The 16,632-nt window shown below is 69.3% G+C and carries 12 protein-coding genes; 8 read left to right on the top strand and 4 right to left on the bottom strand.

All coding sequences use genetic code 11. The annotated features are described in order from the left end of the window. Positions 1–5 precede the first annotated feature (5 nt). Positions 6–767 carry a class I SAM-dependent methyltransferase gene (locus OH768_RS06650; protein WP_406451006.1) on the bottom strand — a complete coding sequence of 254 codons (762 nt, stop codon included), beginning with the start codon at positions 765–767 and terminating at the stop codon, positions 6–8. 191 nt (positions 768–958) lie between these two features. Here OH768_RS06650 and OH768_RS06645 point away from each other — a divergent pair, with 191 nt between their 5' ends. Beyond that, a complete protein-coding gene (locus tag OH768_RS06645) occupies positions 959–1,597 on the top strand; it encodes a TetR/AcrR family transcriptional regulator (protein WP_406451004.1) in 639 nt (212 codons plus the stop codon). Between the two features lie 19 nt (positions 1,598–1,616). Here the strand turns inward: OH768_RS06645 and OH768_RS06640 are convergent, their stop codons facing one another. Then, complete coding sequence (locus OH768_RS06640) at positions 1,617–2,426, bottom strand: class II aldolase/adducin family protein (protein ID WP_406451002.1); 810 nt, start codon at positions 2,424–2,426, stop codon at positions 1,617–1,619. 40 nt (positions 2,427–2,466) lie between these two features. Then, a complete protein-coding gene (locus OH768_RS06635) occupies positions 2,467–4,008 on the bottom strand; it encodes a succinic semialdehyde dehydrogenase (RefSeq protein WP_406451000.1) in 1,542 nt (513 codons plus the stop codon). Between the two features lie 252 nt (positions 4,009–4,260). Here OH768_RS06635 and OH768_RS06630 point away from each other — a divergent pair, with 252 nt between their 5' ends. The 6 genes from OH768_RS06630 to OH768_RS06605 all read left to right on the top strand — a co-directional run bounded on the left by OH768_RS06630 (position 4,261) and on the right by OH768_RS06605 (position 11,560). Beyond that, the gene (locus OH768_RS06630) at positions 4,261–5,094 is read left to right on the top strand and encodes an SMP-30/gluconolactonase/LRE family protein (protein WP_406450998.1); all 834 of its coding nucleotides are present in this window, start codon (positions 4,261–4,263) and stop codon (positions 5,092–5,094) included. Positions 5,095–5,168: 74 nt separating this feature from the next. Then, positions 5,169–6,032, top strand: coding sequence for an SDR family NAD(P)-dependent oxidoreductase (locus tag OH768_RS06625; RefSeq protein WP_406450996.1), 864 nt, complete (start codon positions 5,169–5,171; stop codon positions 6,030–6,032). Between the two features lies 1 nt (position 6,033). Then, positions 6,034–7,302, top strand: coding sequence for an amino acid deaminase/aldolase (locus OH768_RS06620; protein WP_406450994.1), 1,269 nt, complete (start codon positions 6,034–6,036; stop codon positions 7,300–7,302). A 59-nt stretch (positions 7,303–7,361) separates the two neighbouring features. Then, complete coding sequence (locus OH768_RS06615) at positions 7,362–8,633, top strand: MFS transporter (protein ID WP_406450992.1); 1,272 nt, start codon at positions 7,362–7,364, stop codon at positions 8,631–8,633. A 46-nt stretch (positions 8,634–8,679) separates the two neighbouring features. Continuing rightward, the gene (locus OH768_RS06610) at positions 8,680–10,029 is read left to right on the top strand and encodes a D-arabinono-1,4-lactone oxidase (RefSeq protein ID WP_406450990.1); all 1,350 of its coding nucleotides are present in this window, start codon (positions 8,680–8,682) and stop codon (positions 10,027–10,029) included. A gap of 178 nt (positions 10,030–10,207) precedes the next feature. Further along, a complete protein-coding gene (locus OH768_RS06605) occupies positions 10,208–11,560 on the top strand; it encodes a beta-1,3-glucanase family protein (RefSeq protein ID WP_406450988.1) in 1,353 nt (450 codons plus the stop codon). A 73-nt stretch (positions 11,561–11,633) separates the two neighbouring features. Here the strand turns inward: OH768_RS06605 and OH768_RS06600 are convergent, their stop codons facing one another. Next, on the bottom strand, positions 11,634–15,905 hold the full coding sequence (locus OH768_RS06600; protein WP_406450986.1) for a discoidin domain-containing protein: 4,272 nt from the start codon (positions 15,903–15,905) through the stop codon (positions 11,634–11,636). A gap of 288 nt (positions 15,906–16,193) precedes the next feature. Between OH768_RS06600 and OH768_RS06595 the strand changes: the two genes are divergently transcribed. Beyond that, a complete protein-coding gene (locus OH768_RS06595; protein ID WP_406450984.1) occupies positions 16,194–16,628 on the top strand; it encodes an OsmC family protein in 435 nt (144 codons plus the stop codon). The last annotated feature ends 4 nt before the right edge of the window (positions 16,629–16,632 follow it).

Here is a 16,632-nt window from a genome sequence, read left to right as displayed (position 1 = left end):
CGTGCCTACGGGTGCGCCGTATAGACGGTCGCGGTCATCGGCGCCGTCACAGCGCCAGTGCCGAGCTGCTCCGTCATCCTCTGCGTGACGGCGGCCTGGAGGGCCTGCGCGTCCTCGCGGGCCTGTACGGCGGCGCTCACCGGTGTGCCGGTGAGAAACCCGGTGGCGACGGAGACCGCGGACTCCGCGACGCCTTCCAGCGTGACCTCCTCGGCGGTGGCCAGGGTCAGTCCGGCGGCCGTCAGGTCTGCGGTGACCGCGGCCGGGTCGGAGTAGCCGTGGGGCACGTCCTTCAGGAACGGGGGTGCCCCGTCGGGCATGGACTGTTCCAGGGCGGTCTGGAAGGCGGCCCCGAATCCGTGTGTGGCCGGCGGGCCCCAGCTGTTGAACAGGAACCGCCCCTGCGGGGTCAGGACCCGGCGCACCTCGGTGTATGCGGCGGGCCTGCCGGGGAAGAACATCACCCCGAACTGGCACACGACGAGGTCGAAGCTGCCGTCCTCGAAGGGCAGCTCCTGGGCGTCCGCCTGCCGCCAGTCCGCACGCGGTTCCCGCGCCGATCCTGCGATGACCATCGCTTCGTTGAGGTCGGTCGCCACCACCGAGGCCATGGGCACCGCGGTGAGCAGGGCCGAGGTCAACGCCCCAGTTCCGGCGGCGAGTTCCAGGACCGTGCGGGGCCGCAGCGCCGCCGCCCTGGCGGCCAGGTCGATGGCGAAGGGCCGGAAGGAGACCGGGACCAGGTGACGTTCGTAGGCCTCGGGCATGGACCGTGTCCACCGCCGGTTCGCGTCGTCTGTGCTCACCCGGCAGACACTCGCCCCGCGGGAACTCCGACGGCGGACGGTCACGGTCGCGGCGGCTTGGTGTCATGTTGGTCGTTCGTCCAAGACGCTGCGATAGCATGAAGGGCACGCGCATTCCGTTCCCGAAGCAGAAAGCGGGCCAGATGTCTCGTATGGCAGCGAAGGACCGACGCGAAGAGCTGATCGCGGCGGCGCTCCGGGTGATGATCCGCGAGGGGGTCGCGAAGGCGACGACGCGCGCGATCGTCAACGAGGCGAAAATGCCGCTGGGCGTCTTCCACTACTGCTTCACCTCGCGTGAGGAACTGCTGCAGGAAGTCCTCACCCGCTTCACCGACAGCACGGTGGCCGCCGCGCGCAAGACGTTCGAGGCGGAGGGAGACCTCGGATCACGGATCACCAGGAGCCTGAGTGCCTTCTGGGGCACGGTCGAGCTCAACCCGGGGGAACACCAGGTCAGTTATGAGCTGACGCACTACGCCCTGCGCCAGGCCGGGTTCGAGGACCTGGCCCGACGCCAGTACCAGCACTACCGCGAGGTCCACGAGGAACTCCTGGCGGAGGCGGCCGAGGCCGCGGCCATCGAATGGGCCGTGCCCGTTCCGGTGCTGGCCCGCTATCTCAACTCGGTGCTCGACGGCATCACCCTGAGCTGGCTGGTCGACCGCGACAGCGAACAGAGCCGCGAGGTCCTGCGGCTGACCGGCGAGCACCTGCTGTCGCTGGCCCGCGAGCGGACCCGGCCGGCGGCCGAGCCGAGCCCGGTTGCGGAGCCGAGCCCGGCGTCGTAGACGCGCGAGTGTGGGGTGCCTACTCGAACAGGTCCGGCTCTTCCGCCGTGACCTGATCCCACAGCGGACGGAACTGGAACCAGCCCGGCAACGGACCGGAGATCTGGTCACGGACCGTCAACGCCGTCTCGGAGTCGATGAGTTGAGGCTCTCCGGCGGCCATGGCCAGCAACTGGGCCTGGCAGGACCGCTCCATGGTGATGAAGTACCAGGCGGCCTCCGCGACGGACGTCCCGACCGTGAGCAGTCCGTGGTTCTTGAGGACGACCGCCTTGCCGTCACCCAGGGCCGCGCCGATACGCCGGCCCTCCTCGGTGTCGTTCACGACGCCCCGGTAGTCCGAGTAGACGCCGTGGTCGTCGTAGAAGGCGCAGGCGTCCTGGGTGATCGGCAGCAGTGGGACACCGAGGCTGGAGAAGGCCTTGCCGTGCACGGAGTGGGTGTGCGCCGCCGCGACCACGTCCGGCCTGGCCCGGTGCACCTCGGAGTGGATGCAGAACGCGGCGTTGTTGACCGGGCGCCTGCCTTCCAGGAGCGTGCCGTCGTGGTCGACGAGGATCAGGTCGGACACGCGGATCTGGCTGAACGACATGCCGAACGGGTTGACCCAGAAGGCCGACGGGTTCTCGGGGTCGCGGGCCGTGATGTGTCCGGCCACGCCCTCGGAGAAGCCGAAGCGGGCGAACAGGCGGAAGGCGGCGGCGAGTTCCTGCTTGCGCACCTCGCGCTCCTGCTCGAAGGTCAGGTTCTGCTGGGGCAGCGGCAGGAAGACGCCCTTGGGCAGGGCGGCGACGGAGGCGTGCGTGGGTGTCTCGGGTGTGGTGGTCATGGGCCGGCCTTTCGTGATCCGAACAGCGGGGCGGGTACTGCTACTTGGCTCGGCCGCGGAGGCCGGCTCCGTACATGACGTCCACCAGGCGGAGGACGAACCGGTAGGCCGAGGGCTCGTACGGGATCATGTGCATGTCCCGGCGCATCGGGAACCGGTTCGTGCTGATGGCCTGGAGCCGTGTGTACTTGCGGAAGCCCTCGGCCCCGTGCCGGACACCGAGGCCCGACTCCTTCCAGCCGCCCATCGGCAGGCCGAGGGCCATGTAGTTGGTCTGGGCGTCGTTGATGGTGACGCAGCCGGCCTCGAACCGTTCGGCGAGGCGGCGGGCGCGCTTCATGTCCGAGCCGATGATCGAGGCCTGCAACCCGTACGTGCTGTCGTTGACGAGCCGGAGGGCTTCCTCGGCGTCGGCGACCTTCATCACGGGCAGCGTGGGGCCGAAGGTCTCCTCGCGCATGCACTTCATGCCGTGGTCGACGTCGACGAGCAAGGTGGGTTCGAAGAACCGGCCGGGTCCTTCGGGGGCGTGCCCCCCGACGAGTACCCGGGCGCCCTTGCGCACGGCGTCGTCGACATGGTCCTGGATGACCGCCAGTTGGGGCGGGAAGGTGACGGCTCCCACGTCGACACTGCCGAGCCCGGCCGGCCTGCCCGAGGTGACCTGCTGGAACCGCTCGCGCAGCAGGGTGACGTAGGCGTCGTAGACCGGTTCCTCGACGTAGACCCGCTCCACCGAGGTGCACATCTGGCCGCCGTTGGACAGGGCCCCCTGGATGGTGACGCTGACGGCCCGCTCCAGGTTCGCGTCGGCGAGGACCACCAGGGCGTCCTTGCCGCCGAGCTCCAGTGAGCAGGGGATGAGCCGCTCGCCAGCGCGGGCCGCGACCAGGCGGCCGGTCCTGGTCGAGCCGGTGAACATCACGAAGTCCACGGTGTCCACGACCGCGCCGCCGGTGGCACCCGCACCGGTGACGACCTGGAAGACGTTCTCGGGCCAGCCGCACTCACGGGCCATGCGCACCATCAACAGCGCGGTCAGCGGGGTCTGTTCGGACGGCTTCAGGACGACCGCGTTGCCCGCGGCGAGGGCGGGGATGGCGTCGCCGAAGGAGTTGAGCAGCGGGTTGTTCCACGGGCCGATGACTCCTACGACGCCACGCGGCACCCGGCGCGTGTACATGGAGCGGCCCAGGACGAACGGCGAGAGGGAGCGGACTCTCGTCGTCGCGAGCAGACCGCGGGCCTGCTTCGCCCAGTGGGCGAAGGCACTCGCGCAGTAGACGATCTCGACGACCGCGTCCTCCCGCGCCTTGCCGTTCTCCTCGACGATGAGGTCGGCGATCTCCTCCCGGTGGGCCAGCAGCCAGCGGCGGCTTCGCGCGAAGAACTCGGCGCGGGCCCGCGTGTCCAGCTCGGCCCAGCCCCGCTGCGCCCGCCGGGCGCGCTCCACCGCCTGCGCCACCTCTTCGGCGGACGTGTCGGGCACTTCGCCGACGACCGCTCCGGTGGCGGGGTTGTCCACCACGATTCCCGTGCCCACCGGGGGGCCGTCCGCCACCAGGGCTTGATTCTGCGTCACCGAAAACTCCCCACCGGAACGTTGACTTCTCTTCATCCAGAATGAGACGGTCAATCGTACAAGTCAAGTGTCTTGTACAAGCGTCCAAGTGTGGATGTGAAGGAGCGGTTGGATGAAAAGAACGACATCGATCGCACTGAGCGGCCTGGGCGTTCCCGAGTCCCTGCGCTGGCACGGGGGAGCCCTGTGGTTCTCGGACCTCGCGCACGGCACGGGGTGCACCGATGGGACGGCGCCGGGGAGCCGGAGACAGTGCTCGAGGTCCCCGGCCGGGCCGGCGGCCTCGGCTGGCTTCCCGACGGCCGGCTGCTCGTCGTGTCCATGGACGGGGGCCGCGTCCACCGCCTGGAGGCCGACGGCGAACTGGTCGTACACGCCGATCTGCGCCACATCGTCGGCGGTCCGGTCAACGACATGCTCGTCGACCCCGAAGGGCGCGCCTACGTCGGCAACTTCGGCTTCGACTACCACGCGTTCTCCCGCGAGCATCCGAACTCCATGCTCTACGCGCCGCCCGGCCCCACGAGAGCCCCGATCGCCTGCCTGGCGCCGGACGGAAGCCTGCTCGGGCTGACGGACCCTCTGCTCTTTCCGAACGGAACCCTGCTCAGCGCAGACGGCGGGACGGTGATCGTGGCCGAGACCCTGGCCATGCGGCTCACCGCCTTCTCCAGGAACCCCGACGGCACCCTGTCCCGTCCGGAACCGTGGGCGCCCCTGATCCCGCCGCTCCTGTGGCGCCTGCTGAATCACCCGGGGGCGGTGGGCCGGGTCACCCGCAGGATCTCGGCCCTCCTCGACCACCCGGCCGTCGCGCAGCGCTCCTCGTCCCCGATCGCACCGGACGGCATCGCGTGGGACGCCGACGGCACCTCCGTCTGGATCGCCAACGCCCTGCGCGGCGAATGCGTGCGTGTCGCCCCCGGTGGCCGCGTCCTCGACCGGGTCGCCACCAGCCGGCACACCCTGAGCTGCCTGATGGCCGGGCCGGACGGGCGCACCCTCTTCGCCGCCACCGTCCCGACCGACGATCCCGTCCGTGCCGCCGAACTCAACGGCGGGCGCATCGAGTCGGTGCGGCTGTGAGTCCCCCGGTAACAATCCGGGGGAATTCGATCTGAACAATTGACTTGGACGATTGACCAGGAGAATCTGTGGCCATGCCAAAACCACCCGAAAAAGGCCGGGTCGTCCTCGTGACCGGCGCGGCCGGCGGCATCGGAGCCGCCATCGCGGAACTGGCGATCGCACGCGGTCATCGCGTCCTGCTGACCGACGTCGACGAGGAGGCCGTCCTGGCCCGGGCCCACGCCCTGGGCGAGCGGGCCACCGCACACACCCTGGACGTCCGCCGCCCCACGGACTGGAACAGGGCGTTCGACGCGGCCCGGGCACGCTTCGGCGCCGTCGACGTACTGGTCAACAACGCCGGCATCACCCACACCGGAACCGCCCGCGATCTCCGCCCCCAGCAGCACCGCGACATCGTCGAGATCAACCTGCTCGGCACCATCACGGGGGTCTGCGCGGCGATCGAGCGCATGACCGCGCAGGGCCACGGACACGTCATCAACGTCTGCAGCATGACGTCGTTCCTGCCACTGCCCGGATACGCCACCTACGGCGCCACGAAGCACGCGCTCCGGGCCTTTCACCACAGCGTCGCCATCGAGGAACGCGACGGACCGCTGGACTTCACGATCGTCCATCCGCCGTCCACCCGGACCCGCATGCTCGACCAGGAGATGGCCGATCCCTCCTCCGCCATCGCCTTCGCGGAGAAGTCCTACGCTCCGGAACGTATCGCCGAGGCCGTTGTCGACGCCATGACCGCCAAGCCGGTCGAAGTGGTGTTCCCGCCGTTCGCCGGCCGCTTCCAGCGGGCCGTCGGAGTCTTCCCCCGGCTGATGCGCCGGGTGATCCCCCTCGTCGAGGCCAAAGGCCTGCGAGAGCGGGAGAGGCTGAGCGCCGCTCAGGGGATCTTGGCATCCGGGAACCGGCGAACCTCCCAGAAAGGACGCTGAATTGAGTACGCACACGACGTCCCGGCCGGACGCGAAGAAGCCGGTCTTGAGCAGGGCCGCATCCGCCGGCACCGGGCCGGACGAGGACCGGATGGTTCAACTCGGCAAGGCGACCGAGCACTTGGACCCGCCCTTCGCCGTGGTGGACCTGGACGCCTTCGACGCCAACGCCACGGAGCTGGCACACCGGGCGGCGGGCCTGGCGACCATCCGCCTGGCCAGCAAGTCGGTCCGCAGCCGTGAACTGATCGGGCGTGCCGTCCGGCACGAGGGGTACCGGGGGATCCTCGCCTTCACCCTGCCCGAGGCCCTGTGGCTTGCCGAGGACCACGAGGACGTGGTGATCGGCTATCCGACGACGGACCGCGCCGCGCTGAAACGGCTCGCCTCGGACGAGCGGGCCGCCGCACGCGTCACCCTCATGATCGACTCGATCGGCCAACTGGACTTCGTCGACGAGGTGGTGGGCGCCTCCCGCCCCGACATCCGCGTCTGTATCGATCTGGACGCCTCGCTCGAACTGGCGGGTGGCCGCATCCACTTGGGCCCGTACCGCTCGCCCGTGCACTCACCCCGGCAGGCCGCCGCACTCGCCCGCGCCATCCGGGAACGGCCCGGATTCCGGCTCGCCGGGCTCATGTCCTACGAAGGCCAGATCGCCGGGCTGGGCGACAACCAGCCCGGGTCGCTGCTCAGGCGGGCCGCGATCCGCGCCATGCAGCGCGTGTCCGCGGGTGAGCTGGCCGACCGGCGGGCAGCGGTCGTCGCCGCCGTCGAGGCCGTGGCGCCACTGGAGTTCGTCAACGGCGGCGGCACGGGCTCCATCGAGCAGACCGCCGCCGAACACGTCATCACGGAGATCGGTGCCGGATCGGGGCTCTACGGGCCCGGACTCTTCGACTTCTACCGGCGCTTCCGCCCGCAGCCCGCCGCCTACTTCGTGATGTCCGTCGTACGCCGCCCGAGTCCCAGGATCGCCACCGTGCTGGGCGGCGGCTGGATCGCCTCCGGCCCGCCCGGCCTCGACCGCCAGCCGACGCTCACCTGGCCGCACGGCCTGCGCACCAACCCCAGGGAAGGAACCGGCGAGGTCCAGACACCGGTCCTGGGCGCCGCCGCGCACGGGCTGCGGCTCGGCGACCACGTGTGGTTCCGGCATGCCAAGGCCGGCGAACTGTGCGAACGCGTCAACACCCTCCACCTGCTGTCCGGCGCGGAGATCGTCGACGAGGTCGCGACCTACCGGGGCGAGGGGCACGCCTTCCTGTGATCCGTACCTGACCTGTGATCCGTACCTGAACAGGCCCGTTTCCGTTCTCCGGAGGTTGTATGTCCACCGAGTTCCACCCTCCGGCCCCGGTGCCGGCAGCCGCCATCGCGACAGACGCCGGTCATGCGCCGGCCGAGCCCGTCTCCCGTGGCTGGATCACCTTGTTCGGTCTGGTCTGGTTCGGGTACTGGATGGCGAGTCTCGTGCCCCTCCAACTGCTGCTGCCCCAGCAACTGGAGGTCATCGACCCGGTGTCCAAGGTCCACAGCTTCGCCGTCGTCAACGCCCTCGCCGGAGTGGTCTCGCTGCTCGCCCTCCCGGTGTGCGGGGCGCTGTGCGACCGTTCCCGAAGCCGCTTCGGACGCAGGAGACTCTGGCTGGCGGGCGGCGCCCTGTTCTTCGCGGCCGGGCTGACGGTCACCGGGGAGCAGACGACGGTGGTGGGCGTGACCCTCGCCTGGTCGGCGAGCATGCTCGGCCTCAGCGCCGCCACCGCCGGGCTCACCGCGATGATCGCCGACCGCGTCCCCGTAGGCCAGCGCGGTGTGGTGTCCAGCGCGATCTACGGCCCCCAGGCCCTCGGCGTGGTGGTCGGCATCGCCCTCGTCTCCGCGTTCGCGCTGTCTCCCGCGAGCGGCTACCTCGTCGTCGCAGCCCTGCTGGTCGTCTCTACCGTGCCGTTCCTCGCGCGTTTCCGTGACACCTCGTACGACTCCGAGGCCGCGCTGCGGCTGCGCACCCTGCTCACCTCCATGGGCCGCTCGCTCAGGAACCGCGACTTCGCGTGGGCGTTCGGCGGACGGCTCCTGGTCAACCTGGCCAACTCCCTGGGCGTCTGTTACACCCTCTACTTCCTGACCGACGACCTGAAGGTCTCCGATCCGGCCGGCAGCCTTCTCGCCTGTACGGTCCTCTACCTCGTGGCCGGTGTCCTGGCCAGCTCCGTCGCCGGAGTGCTGTCCGACCGCCTCGGCCGACGGCGGATCTTCGTCGCGCTGGCGGCGCTGCTCCAGGCGGCATCCGGGTTCCTTCTGGCGAGCTTTCCCGACCTCGGCGTCACGCTGGTGGCGTCGGCCGTCATGGGCGCGGGGTTCGGTGCGTACATGGCCGTCGACCAGGCGCTGATCACCCAGGTCCTGCCCGACGCCGGGAGCCGGGCCCAGGACCTCGGGATCATGAACATCGGGACGGTCGTTCCGCCCGCGCTGGCCCCGCTGATCGCCAGCTTCGTCATCACCTCCGACCGCGGCTATCCGCTGCTGTTCTCCTGCGTCGGCGTCGCCGCGACCGTGGGGGTCGTGCTCGTGTACCGCGTTCGGTCCGTCAGATAGATCCCGTACCCCGATGACTCCCGCGCTCCGAGAAGAAAGGAAAGCCGTGGACACGCTCCCCTCCAACGCGCCCCGGCACAGAGCGAATCCGAGCCCGAAGCCGGACAGCTGGCGGAACTGGGCCGGGAACGTCACCGCCCGCCCGGCCCGAGTCGTCACCCCCGCCTCGGTGGAGGAGCTGCGAGCCGTCGTCCGCCGGGCGGCCGAGGACGGCCTGACCGTGAAAGCGGTGGGCAGCGGCCACTCCTTCACCGCCGCCGCCGCGACCGACGGCGTGCTGATTCGCCCCGACGGGCTCAGCGGGATCCGTACGATCGACCCGAAGGCCGGCACCGTCACCGTCGAGGCGGGTACGCGACTGAAGACGATGAACTTGGCTCTGGCCCAACACGGCCTGTCGCTCAGGAACATGGGCGACATCATGGAGCAGACCGTGGCCGGCGCCACCAGCACCGGCACCCATGGCACAGGGCGCGACTCGGGCGCGATCGCGGCGCAGATCCGTGGCCTTGAGCTGGTGACGGCGGACGGATCGCTGCTGGCCTGCTCCGCGACCCGGAACCCGGAGGTGTTCGCCGCGGCACGTGTCGGACTCGGCGCCCTGGGCGTCGTCAGCGCACTCACGTTCGCCGTCGAGCCGCTCTTCCTCCTCGCCGCGCACGAGGAACCGATGACGTTCGACACGGTCACCGCGCGCTTCGACGAACTCCACGCGCACAACGACCACTTCGAGTTCTACTGGTTCCCGCACACGGACAACTGCACCACCCTGCGCAACAACCGGACCCCCGGCCCGCACGCCCCGCTGGGCCGGCTCAGAGCCTGGTTCGAGGACGAGTTCCTCGCCAACAACGTCTTCCAGGCGCTCAATTCAGTGGGCCGGACCATCCCCTCCGCCGTCCCCGCGATCGCGCGGATCACCAGCCGGGGACTCTCGGCCAGGACCTACACGGACATCCCGTACAAGGTCTTCACCAGCCCGCGCCGGGTCCGGATGATCGAGATGGAGTACGCCGTTCCGCGCGAGGCCGTCCTCGACGTCCTCCGCGAACTGAAGGCCGTGATCGAGCGTTCCGATCTGCGCATCAGCTTCCCGGTGGAGGTCCGCACCACTCCCGGCGACGACATCGCCCTCTCCACGGCGTCCGGACGCGACAGCGCCTATGTAGCCGTCCACGTCTACCGGGGGATGCCCCATCGGCAGTACTTCGCGGAGGCGGAGCGCATCTTCGTCGCCCACGAGGGGCGCCCGCACTGGGGCAAGCTCCACACCCGGGACGCCGCCCACCTCGCGAACGCCTACCCCCGCTTCGACGAGTTCACGGCACTGCGCGACAGGCTCGACCCCGACCGGCGCTTCACCAACGCCTATCTGCGCAGGGTGCTGGGCGACTGACCCGCGCCCGTCCGACTGCTCCCGTCGTCCTCGGCGGTCACCCGAAAGTCCATACCAGAGGCGTCAAGTCATGGAGGAAAAAGGCGAGTTCGGGTGAGTAGTGCCTTCAGTTGTTGACGCCGGCCAGTGGCGGGGCTACAACCCGGGGAGAGCGCTCCCAACCTTGAGGAGACCCCCCATGCAGACCTCCGCCGGCACATCCGGCAGACCTTCACCCGCCGCCGTACGCTCGCGTACGGCTCTCGGTCTGGTCGTCGTCCTGATCGTCGCCTGCTTCGCCGCCCTGACCCCCTCGCCCGCCCGCGCCGCCGACCAACTCCTGTCCCAGGGACGGCCCGCCACCGCGTCCTCGACCGAGAGCGCGTCCTTCCCCGCGAGCGCGGCCGTCGACGGGAACACCGGGACCCGCTGGTCCTCCGCCTTCGCCGATCCGCAGTGGCTGTCGGTGGACCTCGGCTCCGTCCAGCAGCTCACCCGCGTCTCGCTGAACTGGGAGACCGCCTACGCCACCGGCTACCAGATCCAGACCTCGACCGACGCCACCACCTGGACCACCGTCTACTCCACCACCACCTCGACGGGCGGCACCCAGAACATCACCGTCACCGGCAGCGGGCGGTACGTCCGCGTGTACGGCACCGCCCGGGCCACCCAATGGGGCTACTCCCTCTGGGAGTTCCAGGTCTACGGCCCCGGAAGCACCACCCCGCCCGACGACTTCTGGGGCAGCACCAGCGACATTCCGGCGGCCAACAACGCCGTGGAGGTGAAGATCCTCAACCGCACCAACGGCAAGTACCCCGACAGCCAGGTGTATTGGAGCTTCAACGGGCAGACGCACTCCATCGCCGAGCAGCCCTACCTCGACATGCCGGCCAACTCCGCGGGCCGCATGTACTTCTATCTGGGCACACCCAACGGGCCGTACTACGACTTCATCGAGTTCACGGTCGGCAACAACGTCTTCAACGGGAACACCACCCGCGTCGACGCCTTGGGCCTCAAGCTCGCCATGCGCCTGCACAGCAAGGACGGCTACGACACCGAGGTCGGCGAGAACCGGGCGACCTTCGCCGAGGACCGCGCGACCACCTTCCAGCGCTTCACCGACGCGGTGCCGTCCCAGTTCAAGGTGCTGGCCCAGACGCAGGCGCCGTACCGGATCATCGCGCCCGGCAGCGACCCCAGCTTCCGCGCGGGCGGCGCCAACGCCAACTACTTCACGTCGTACGCCCAGTCGGTCGGCGTGAACGCGGCCACCTCCGACATCTTCGGCTGCGCAGGCTCGCTGGCCGCCGACCCCAACATGTGCGCGGCCCTCAACCGCCATGTGGCGACCCTGCCGGCGTCGCAGCAGTCCGACCCGGCGCAGTTCTACAAGGCGGCACCCGCGAACTACTACGCCAAGTTCTGGCACGACAACGCCATCAACCAGCTTGCCTACGGCTTCCCTTACGACGATGTCGCGGGCCAGTCCTCCTTCATCTCGCACGCCGACCCGCAGTGGCTGCTGGTCGCCGTCGGCTGGTAGGCACGTCAACAGCGCGAAGCGGGGCCGCCCTTGTCAGGAAGGGCGGCCCCGCGTCATGGGGTGATGGCCGGAGCTACTGGACGTTGATCGTGAAGGTGGACGTGGTGTTGCGGATGTCCTGGGCGTTGCCGCTCATCCGCAGGTTGACGAAGGTGGCCGAACCGACGGCCGGTCCCTGACCAGGCTCGGGGAGCTCGTTGGCCCAGATGCCCCACCCGGACTTCGCGTCGAACGCGTCTCCGCTCTTCTTGGAGTTGGTGATGGAGATGTCGGTGAAGATGGTGTCCTTCACCGGGAACTGCGGTTGTCCGCCTACGTAGTTGGTCTGGAACATCACTCCTCCGTAGGTGGAGTTGTCGATGTCGACGTCGTTGACCCGGATGCCCTGGAAGACCTTCGAGGCCGAGAACGCCCAGATGGCGGGGAAGACCTGGGAGCCCCAGAAGTGGCCGCCCGTTCTGTCCAGGGAGACGTTCTCGATCGTCGTCGGGTCGGTCCCGAAGCCGTTCATCGGGTAGCCGAAGTCCAGCGAGGAGATCGTGATGCCGGAGTAGACCAGGGTGTCGGCGACCCGGATGTTGCGGAAGGTGTTGTTGTAGCCGCCGTAGACGGCGATACCGGCCGCACGCCAGGTGAGGGTCGACGTCAGGTTCTCGTAGAGGTTGTTCTTCTCGTCCGCGCCGCCCGCGTCGATCGCGGAGAAGAGGGCGAAGCTGTCGTCGCCCGTGGCGCGGGCGTCGTTGTTGACGACGTGGTTGTCCGTGGAGCCGTTCGTCATGTTGATGCCGTCGGCGAAGGTGTCACGGATGCGGGAGTTCTCGATGGTCATGTTGTCGGTGTTGGCGCCCCAGTACATGCACACCATGTGCTCGACCCAGATGTTGTCGATGGTGATGTTGGAGACGTTGGAGAAGTCGAACACCTTGCCCGGACCGTCTATTCGGGACGTGTAGTTGCCGAAGTAGGCGAAGCCGGAGAACGTCGAGCCGTTGGCGGTGGCTTCGGCCCGGATGCCGATGTCGGTGTTCTCCTGCGAGGAGGGGGCGTGGAAGCGGGTGAACCACGGCCCGGCTCCGACGACCTTGACCGCCTTGCCGTAGACCTGGAGCTTGCTGGAGGTCTCGTAGTCACCGGCGGGCAGATAGACGCCGACGAGCTTGCCCGTGGTGTCCATGCGGACCTTGTCGAGCGCGTTCTGCACGTCCTGCTGCGAGAAGCCGGCCGGGACCGTGTAGGCGGCCGGGTCGGGGTTCGGGATCGCCGTCGCCTGTTCGAGGTTGATGAAGTCGATCGCGTAGGTGGAGGAGTTGGCCGCGTCCTTCTGGAGACGGATCTTCGAGCCTGCCGGAACTGTCTTGCCCAGCAGGAGATTTGCCTCGTCGTAGATGTGGCGCTGGGTTCCGGCGCTCGGCGAGTTGCCTGGCGCGGTCTCGCTGCCGTACAGCCAGGCGTACTTGGAGGTGAGGTCGATCGCCTTGAGGAACTGGCCGTCCACATAGACGTCGAGCGTCGTGTCGGTGCCGTCCGGGATGGAGAAGCGGGTGACCAGGGTGTTGGTCGCTGCTCGGGTGGTCCACTCGACGTACTGGCCGGTCGAGTTGAGGGTCACCGCCTTGCGGCCGCTCGCCTCGCCCGCGATGTCGCCGATGGTCCGGTTGGGGCCGACGACCGTGGCGCCACCGCCGACCGTGCCGTCCTCGGCCTCGTACATGTCGTACGGCATGTCGGCGCCGCGGCCGACGAACAGGGGTTGTGCGGTGGTGTTGTTGGTCCGCTTGACGGGGAGTTCGTTGGCGTCGTCGGCGATGACCGTCTTGACGGTGTACTTGCCGTTGGCGGCCGTCCAGGAGCCGAGGCTGATCGGTGCGGTGGTCTGGCCGGAGGCGATGGTGCCGTTGTAGGAGCCGGTGAGTGTCTTGACGGTGGCGCCGTTCGCGTCCTGGACCGTCAGCGTGACGCCGTGCGTGCCGGAGGCCGAGTCGGTCGTGCCCTGGTTCTTGATCGCCACGCTGAACGCGACGTTGTCGCCCGCCGAGGGGCTGGACGGGGTCCAGGCCACCGGTGCGGCGACCAGGTCGGAGCTGGAGACCGGCTTGACGACGAGGGCGTCGGAACGGGTGAAGGTGTTGTTCCCCTCGTTCTGCTCGATGACCTTGTTGGACGGGTCCACCTCGGCGCCGACCGGGTAACTGCCCGCGTCCTGGGCGCCGATGCTCGCGGTGACCGTCGTCGACGCGCCGGCCGCGAGGACCGGGACATCGGCCGTGGCGACCTTCGTACCGCCGAGCGTGAAGTTCAGGTCGGTGGCCTTGGACGCCTTGCTGCCGCTGTTGGTGACGGTCGCGGAGAGGCTGATGGCGTCCGACTCGACCGGCGCCGCAGGCGAGTTGGTGATGCCGGTGACCTTCAGGTCCGGGTTGGCGGCCGGGGTGCCGATCACCTGGAACTCGGCGACCTGCCCGCCCGGGGCGCCCGTGTTGGAGGCGAACTTGAGCTGGATGTCGGCCGCCGCGCCGGAGACCGGGATGGTCACCGTGTTGCCGGTGGCCGGGTTGAACGTGTAGTCCTTCGCCGTGACGAGACTCGTGAACGCGGTCGCGTCCTGGTCGCGGCCGAGCACCTGGATGTTCTGCGTGCGCGTGGACCAGGCGGCGTCCGGGTTGAGCTTGACGACGACCTGACTCAGGTCGGCGTTGGCACCCAGCTTGGTGGTGAGGGTGGCCGGATAGGCGCCGCCCCCGCTCTCCCAATAGGTCGCGATCTGGCCGTCGTTGGCGTTCGCCGCGACATACGTGAACGTGTACGAGGAGGCCTCGATGGGCTTGCCCTGTGCGAGGTCGGAGCCGGCGCCGTTGCCTGCCCGGGTGACGCTGTTGCTCGCCACCGACACGTTCCCGGCGGCGTCCTTGGCCTTCACGTAGTAGGTGACCGTGGCTGTGGCCGACGGGGTGTCGGTGTACGAAGTCGCGTCACCGGCAACGGACTTGAGCAACTGGTCGTTGGCGTACACGTCGTAGCCGGTCACCTGGACGTTGTCGCTCGACGCCTGCCAGGTCAGCTTCACGTCGCTGCCCGACTGCGTGTAGGCGAGGTTGCCCGGTGCGGTGGGCGCCTGGGTGTCGCCGCTCGATCCCTTGCGGGTCACGCTGTTGCTGTTCGCGGAGACGTTGCCCGCCGCGTCCTTGGCCCGCACGAAGTACGTGATGTCGCTGCCGGCGGGCTGGGTGTCGGTGTAGGTCAGGACGTTCCCGGCGACGCTAGCCCTCAACTGCCCGTTGGCGTAGACGTCGTAGCCCGTCACGGCGGTGTCGTCGGTGGCCGCGCTCCAGGTCAGCTTGATCTGCCCGGTGGCGGGTTCGGTGTAGGCCAGGTTCGTCGGGGCGGTGGGCGCCTGGGTGTCGCCGGTGACCGGCCCGTAGACCTCCAGCTCGGACGCCTGCCCGGCGGGCCAGCCCGTGTTGGCGGTGAACAGCGCGCGCACGTACCGGGTGGTGGTCGTGTCGAAACTGATCGTCGTCGACTGGTCGTCGGAACTGTCGAAGGTGTACGCCTTCGAGGCCGTCAGGTCGGTGAAGTTCTGGTTGTCGGTCGAGCCCTGGATCTTGAAGGTCTGGCTGCGGCTCGGCCAGCCGCTGGGCAGCCGCAGCGTCACCTGGTTGATCTTGACCGAGGAGCCGAGGTCGACCTGGAGCCACTGCGGGAAGGCGTTGTTGGTGCTCTCCCAGTAGGTGTCGCGGTTGCCGTCACCGGCGTTGGCCGCGCCGTAGACATCGGCGTGCCCGCTCTCGCTGAAGGGCTTGCCCTGGGCGAGGTTGGGGGTCGAGGCGGCGGTCGTGAGGACCTGCATCTCGCCCAACTGGGCTGTACCGGCGACCGAGTTGGCGCTGAAGTCGGCGCGTACGTACCGGGCGAGGGTCGCGGGGATGGAGACCTTCACCGTGTTGTCGTTGGCGGGGCCGAAGACGTACTGCGCCGACGACTTGAGGGTGGCGAAGCTCTTGCCGTCGTCGCTGCCCTGGAGCGCGAACGTCTGCTTGCGGGTCCCCCAGCCCTCCGGCAGCCGCAGCACGACCTGGCGGACGCGCTTGCTCTTCCCGAGGTCGGTCTCCACCCACTGGGCCGACTTCTTCCCGGCCTGCCAGTAGGTGTCGAGGTCGCCGTCGGTGATGTTCGCGGCGGTGTGCTTTCCACGGGTGCTGCCCGCCGAAGTCCTGGCGTCGGCTGCGGCGTTGGGGCCGCCGGCCGCGTGCGCGGCGACGGCGGGCAGGCCGAGAACCATGACGGTGGCGGCGAGGGCGGCGGTCGCTGCGCGCCGCCCGGGGGATCTCTGCTTGTGTCGAGTCATGCGGGGGTCGCTTCCTGCGGAGGCTCGCGCGCCGGTGGGGCGGCGAGGGCGGCTCATTCCTGACGGAGTGGTGCAGAAAGGTGCGGGACGATCGGTGCGGTGCTCTGCGCGAGGACCGTGTGGGGCAGGATTTTGCGTTGTTTCATCGAAATATTGCAGAGTCGAGTGAGTCGGTCTACAGGTCGAACACCGGAATCTTGCGTTGTTCTGTTCTGTGTCCGTCGTATGCCTCCGGTACGGCCCGACGTCCTCCGCCGGGTGATCCGCTTCTCTGGGAGGATCGCCACCATGAGCGACAACCCGCAGCGCCTCGTCACCGTCGACCGCACCGGCCCCGGCCGGTTCACCGCCACCAACGCCCGTGGCGGCACCGTCGAGTTCGGCACCGCGAACGGTGGCGGCACCGAGTTCACCCCCGTCGAGCTGCTGCTCGCAGCGATCGGGGGCTGCACCGCGGCCGATGTCGACGTGGCCACCACCCGGCACGCGGAGCCGGACGGCTTCACCGTCACCGTGACCGGCAACAAGGTCAGCGACGACCTCGGCAACCGGATGACCGACCTCGCGGTCACCTTCGCCGTGACCTTCCCGGAGGGCGAGGCCGGGGACCGGGCCCGCGCCATCCTGCCCCGGGCGGTCGCCGTCTCCCACGACCGGCTGTGCACGGTCAGCCGCACGGTGGAGACCGGCACGCCCGTCACCGCGACGATCAAGGACGCCTGACGGG

The sequence above is a fragment of the Streptomyces sp. NBC_01622 genome, assembly GCF_045209635.1.
Classification (GTDB): domain Bacteria; phylum Actinomycetota; class Actinomycetes; order Streptomycetales; family Streptomycetaceae; genus Streptomyces.
The sequence above is the reverse complement of the archived record's forward strand: the minus strand, read 5'-3'. Positions and strand labels throughout refer to the sequence as shown.

Bases quoted from the DNA above. Each gene is read 5' to 3' on its own strand.
- OH768_RS06600 (WP_406450986.1), bottom strand. From the start codon at position 15,905: ATGACTCGACACAAGCAGAGATCCCCCGGGCGGCGCGCAGCGACCGCC.
- OH768_RS06615 (WP_406450992.1), top strand. From the start codon at position 7,362: ATGTCCACCGAGTTCCACCCTCCGGCCCCGGTGCCGGCAGCCGCCATC.
- OH768_RS06650 (WP_406451006.1), bottom strand. From the start codon at position 767: ATGCCCGAGGCCTACGAACGTCACCTGGTCCCGGTCTCCTTCCGGCCC.
- OH768_RS06645 (WP_406451004.1), top strand. From the start codon at position 959: ATGGCAGCGAAGGACCGACGCGAAGAGCTGATCGCGGCGGCGCTCCGG.
- OH768_RS06595 (WP_406450984.1), top strand. From the start codon at position 16,194: ATGAGCGACAACCCGCAGCGCCTCGTCACCGTCGACCGCACCGGCCCC.
- OH768_RS06640 (WP_406451002.1), bottom strand. From the start codon at position 2,426: ATGACCACCACACCCGAGACACCCACGCACGCCTCCGTCGCCGCCCTG.
- OH768_RS06605 (WP_406450988.1), top strand. From the start codon at position 10,208: ATGCAGACCTCCGCCGGCACATCCGGCAGACCTTCACCCGCCGCCGTA.
- OH768_RS06625 (WP_406450996.1), top strand. From the start codon at position 5,169: ATGCCAAAACCACCCGAAAAAGGCCGGGTCGTCCTCGTGACCGGCGCG.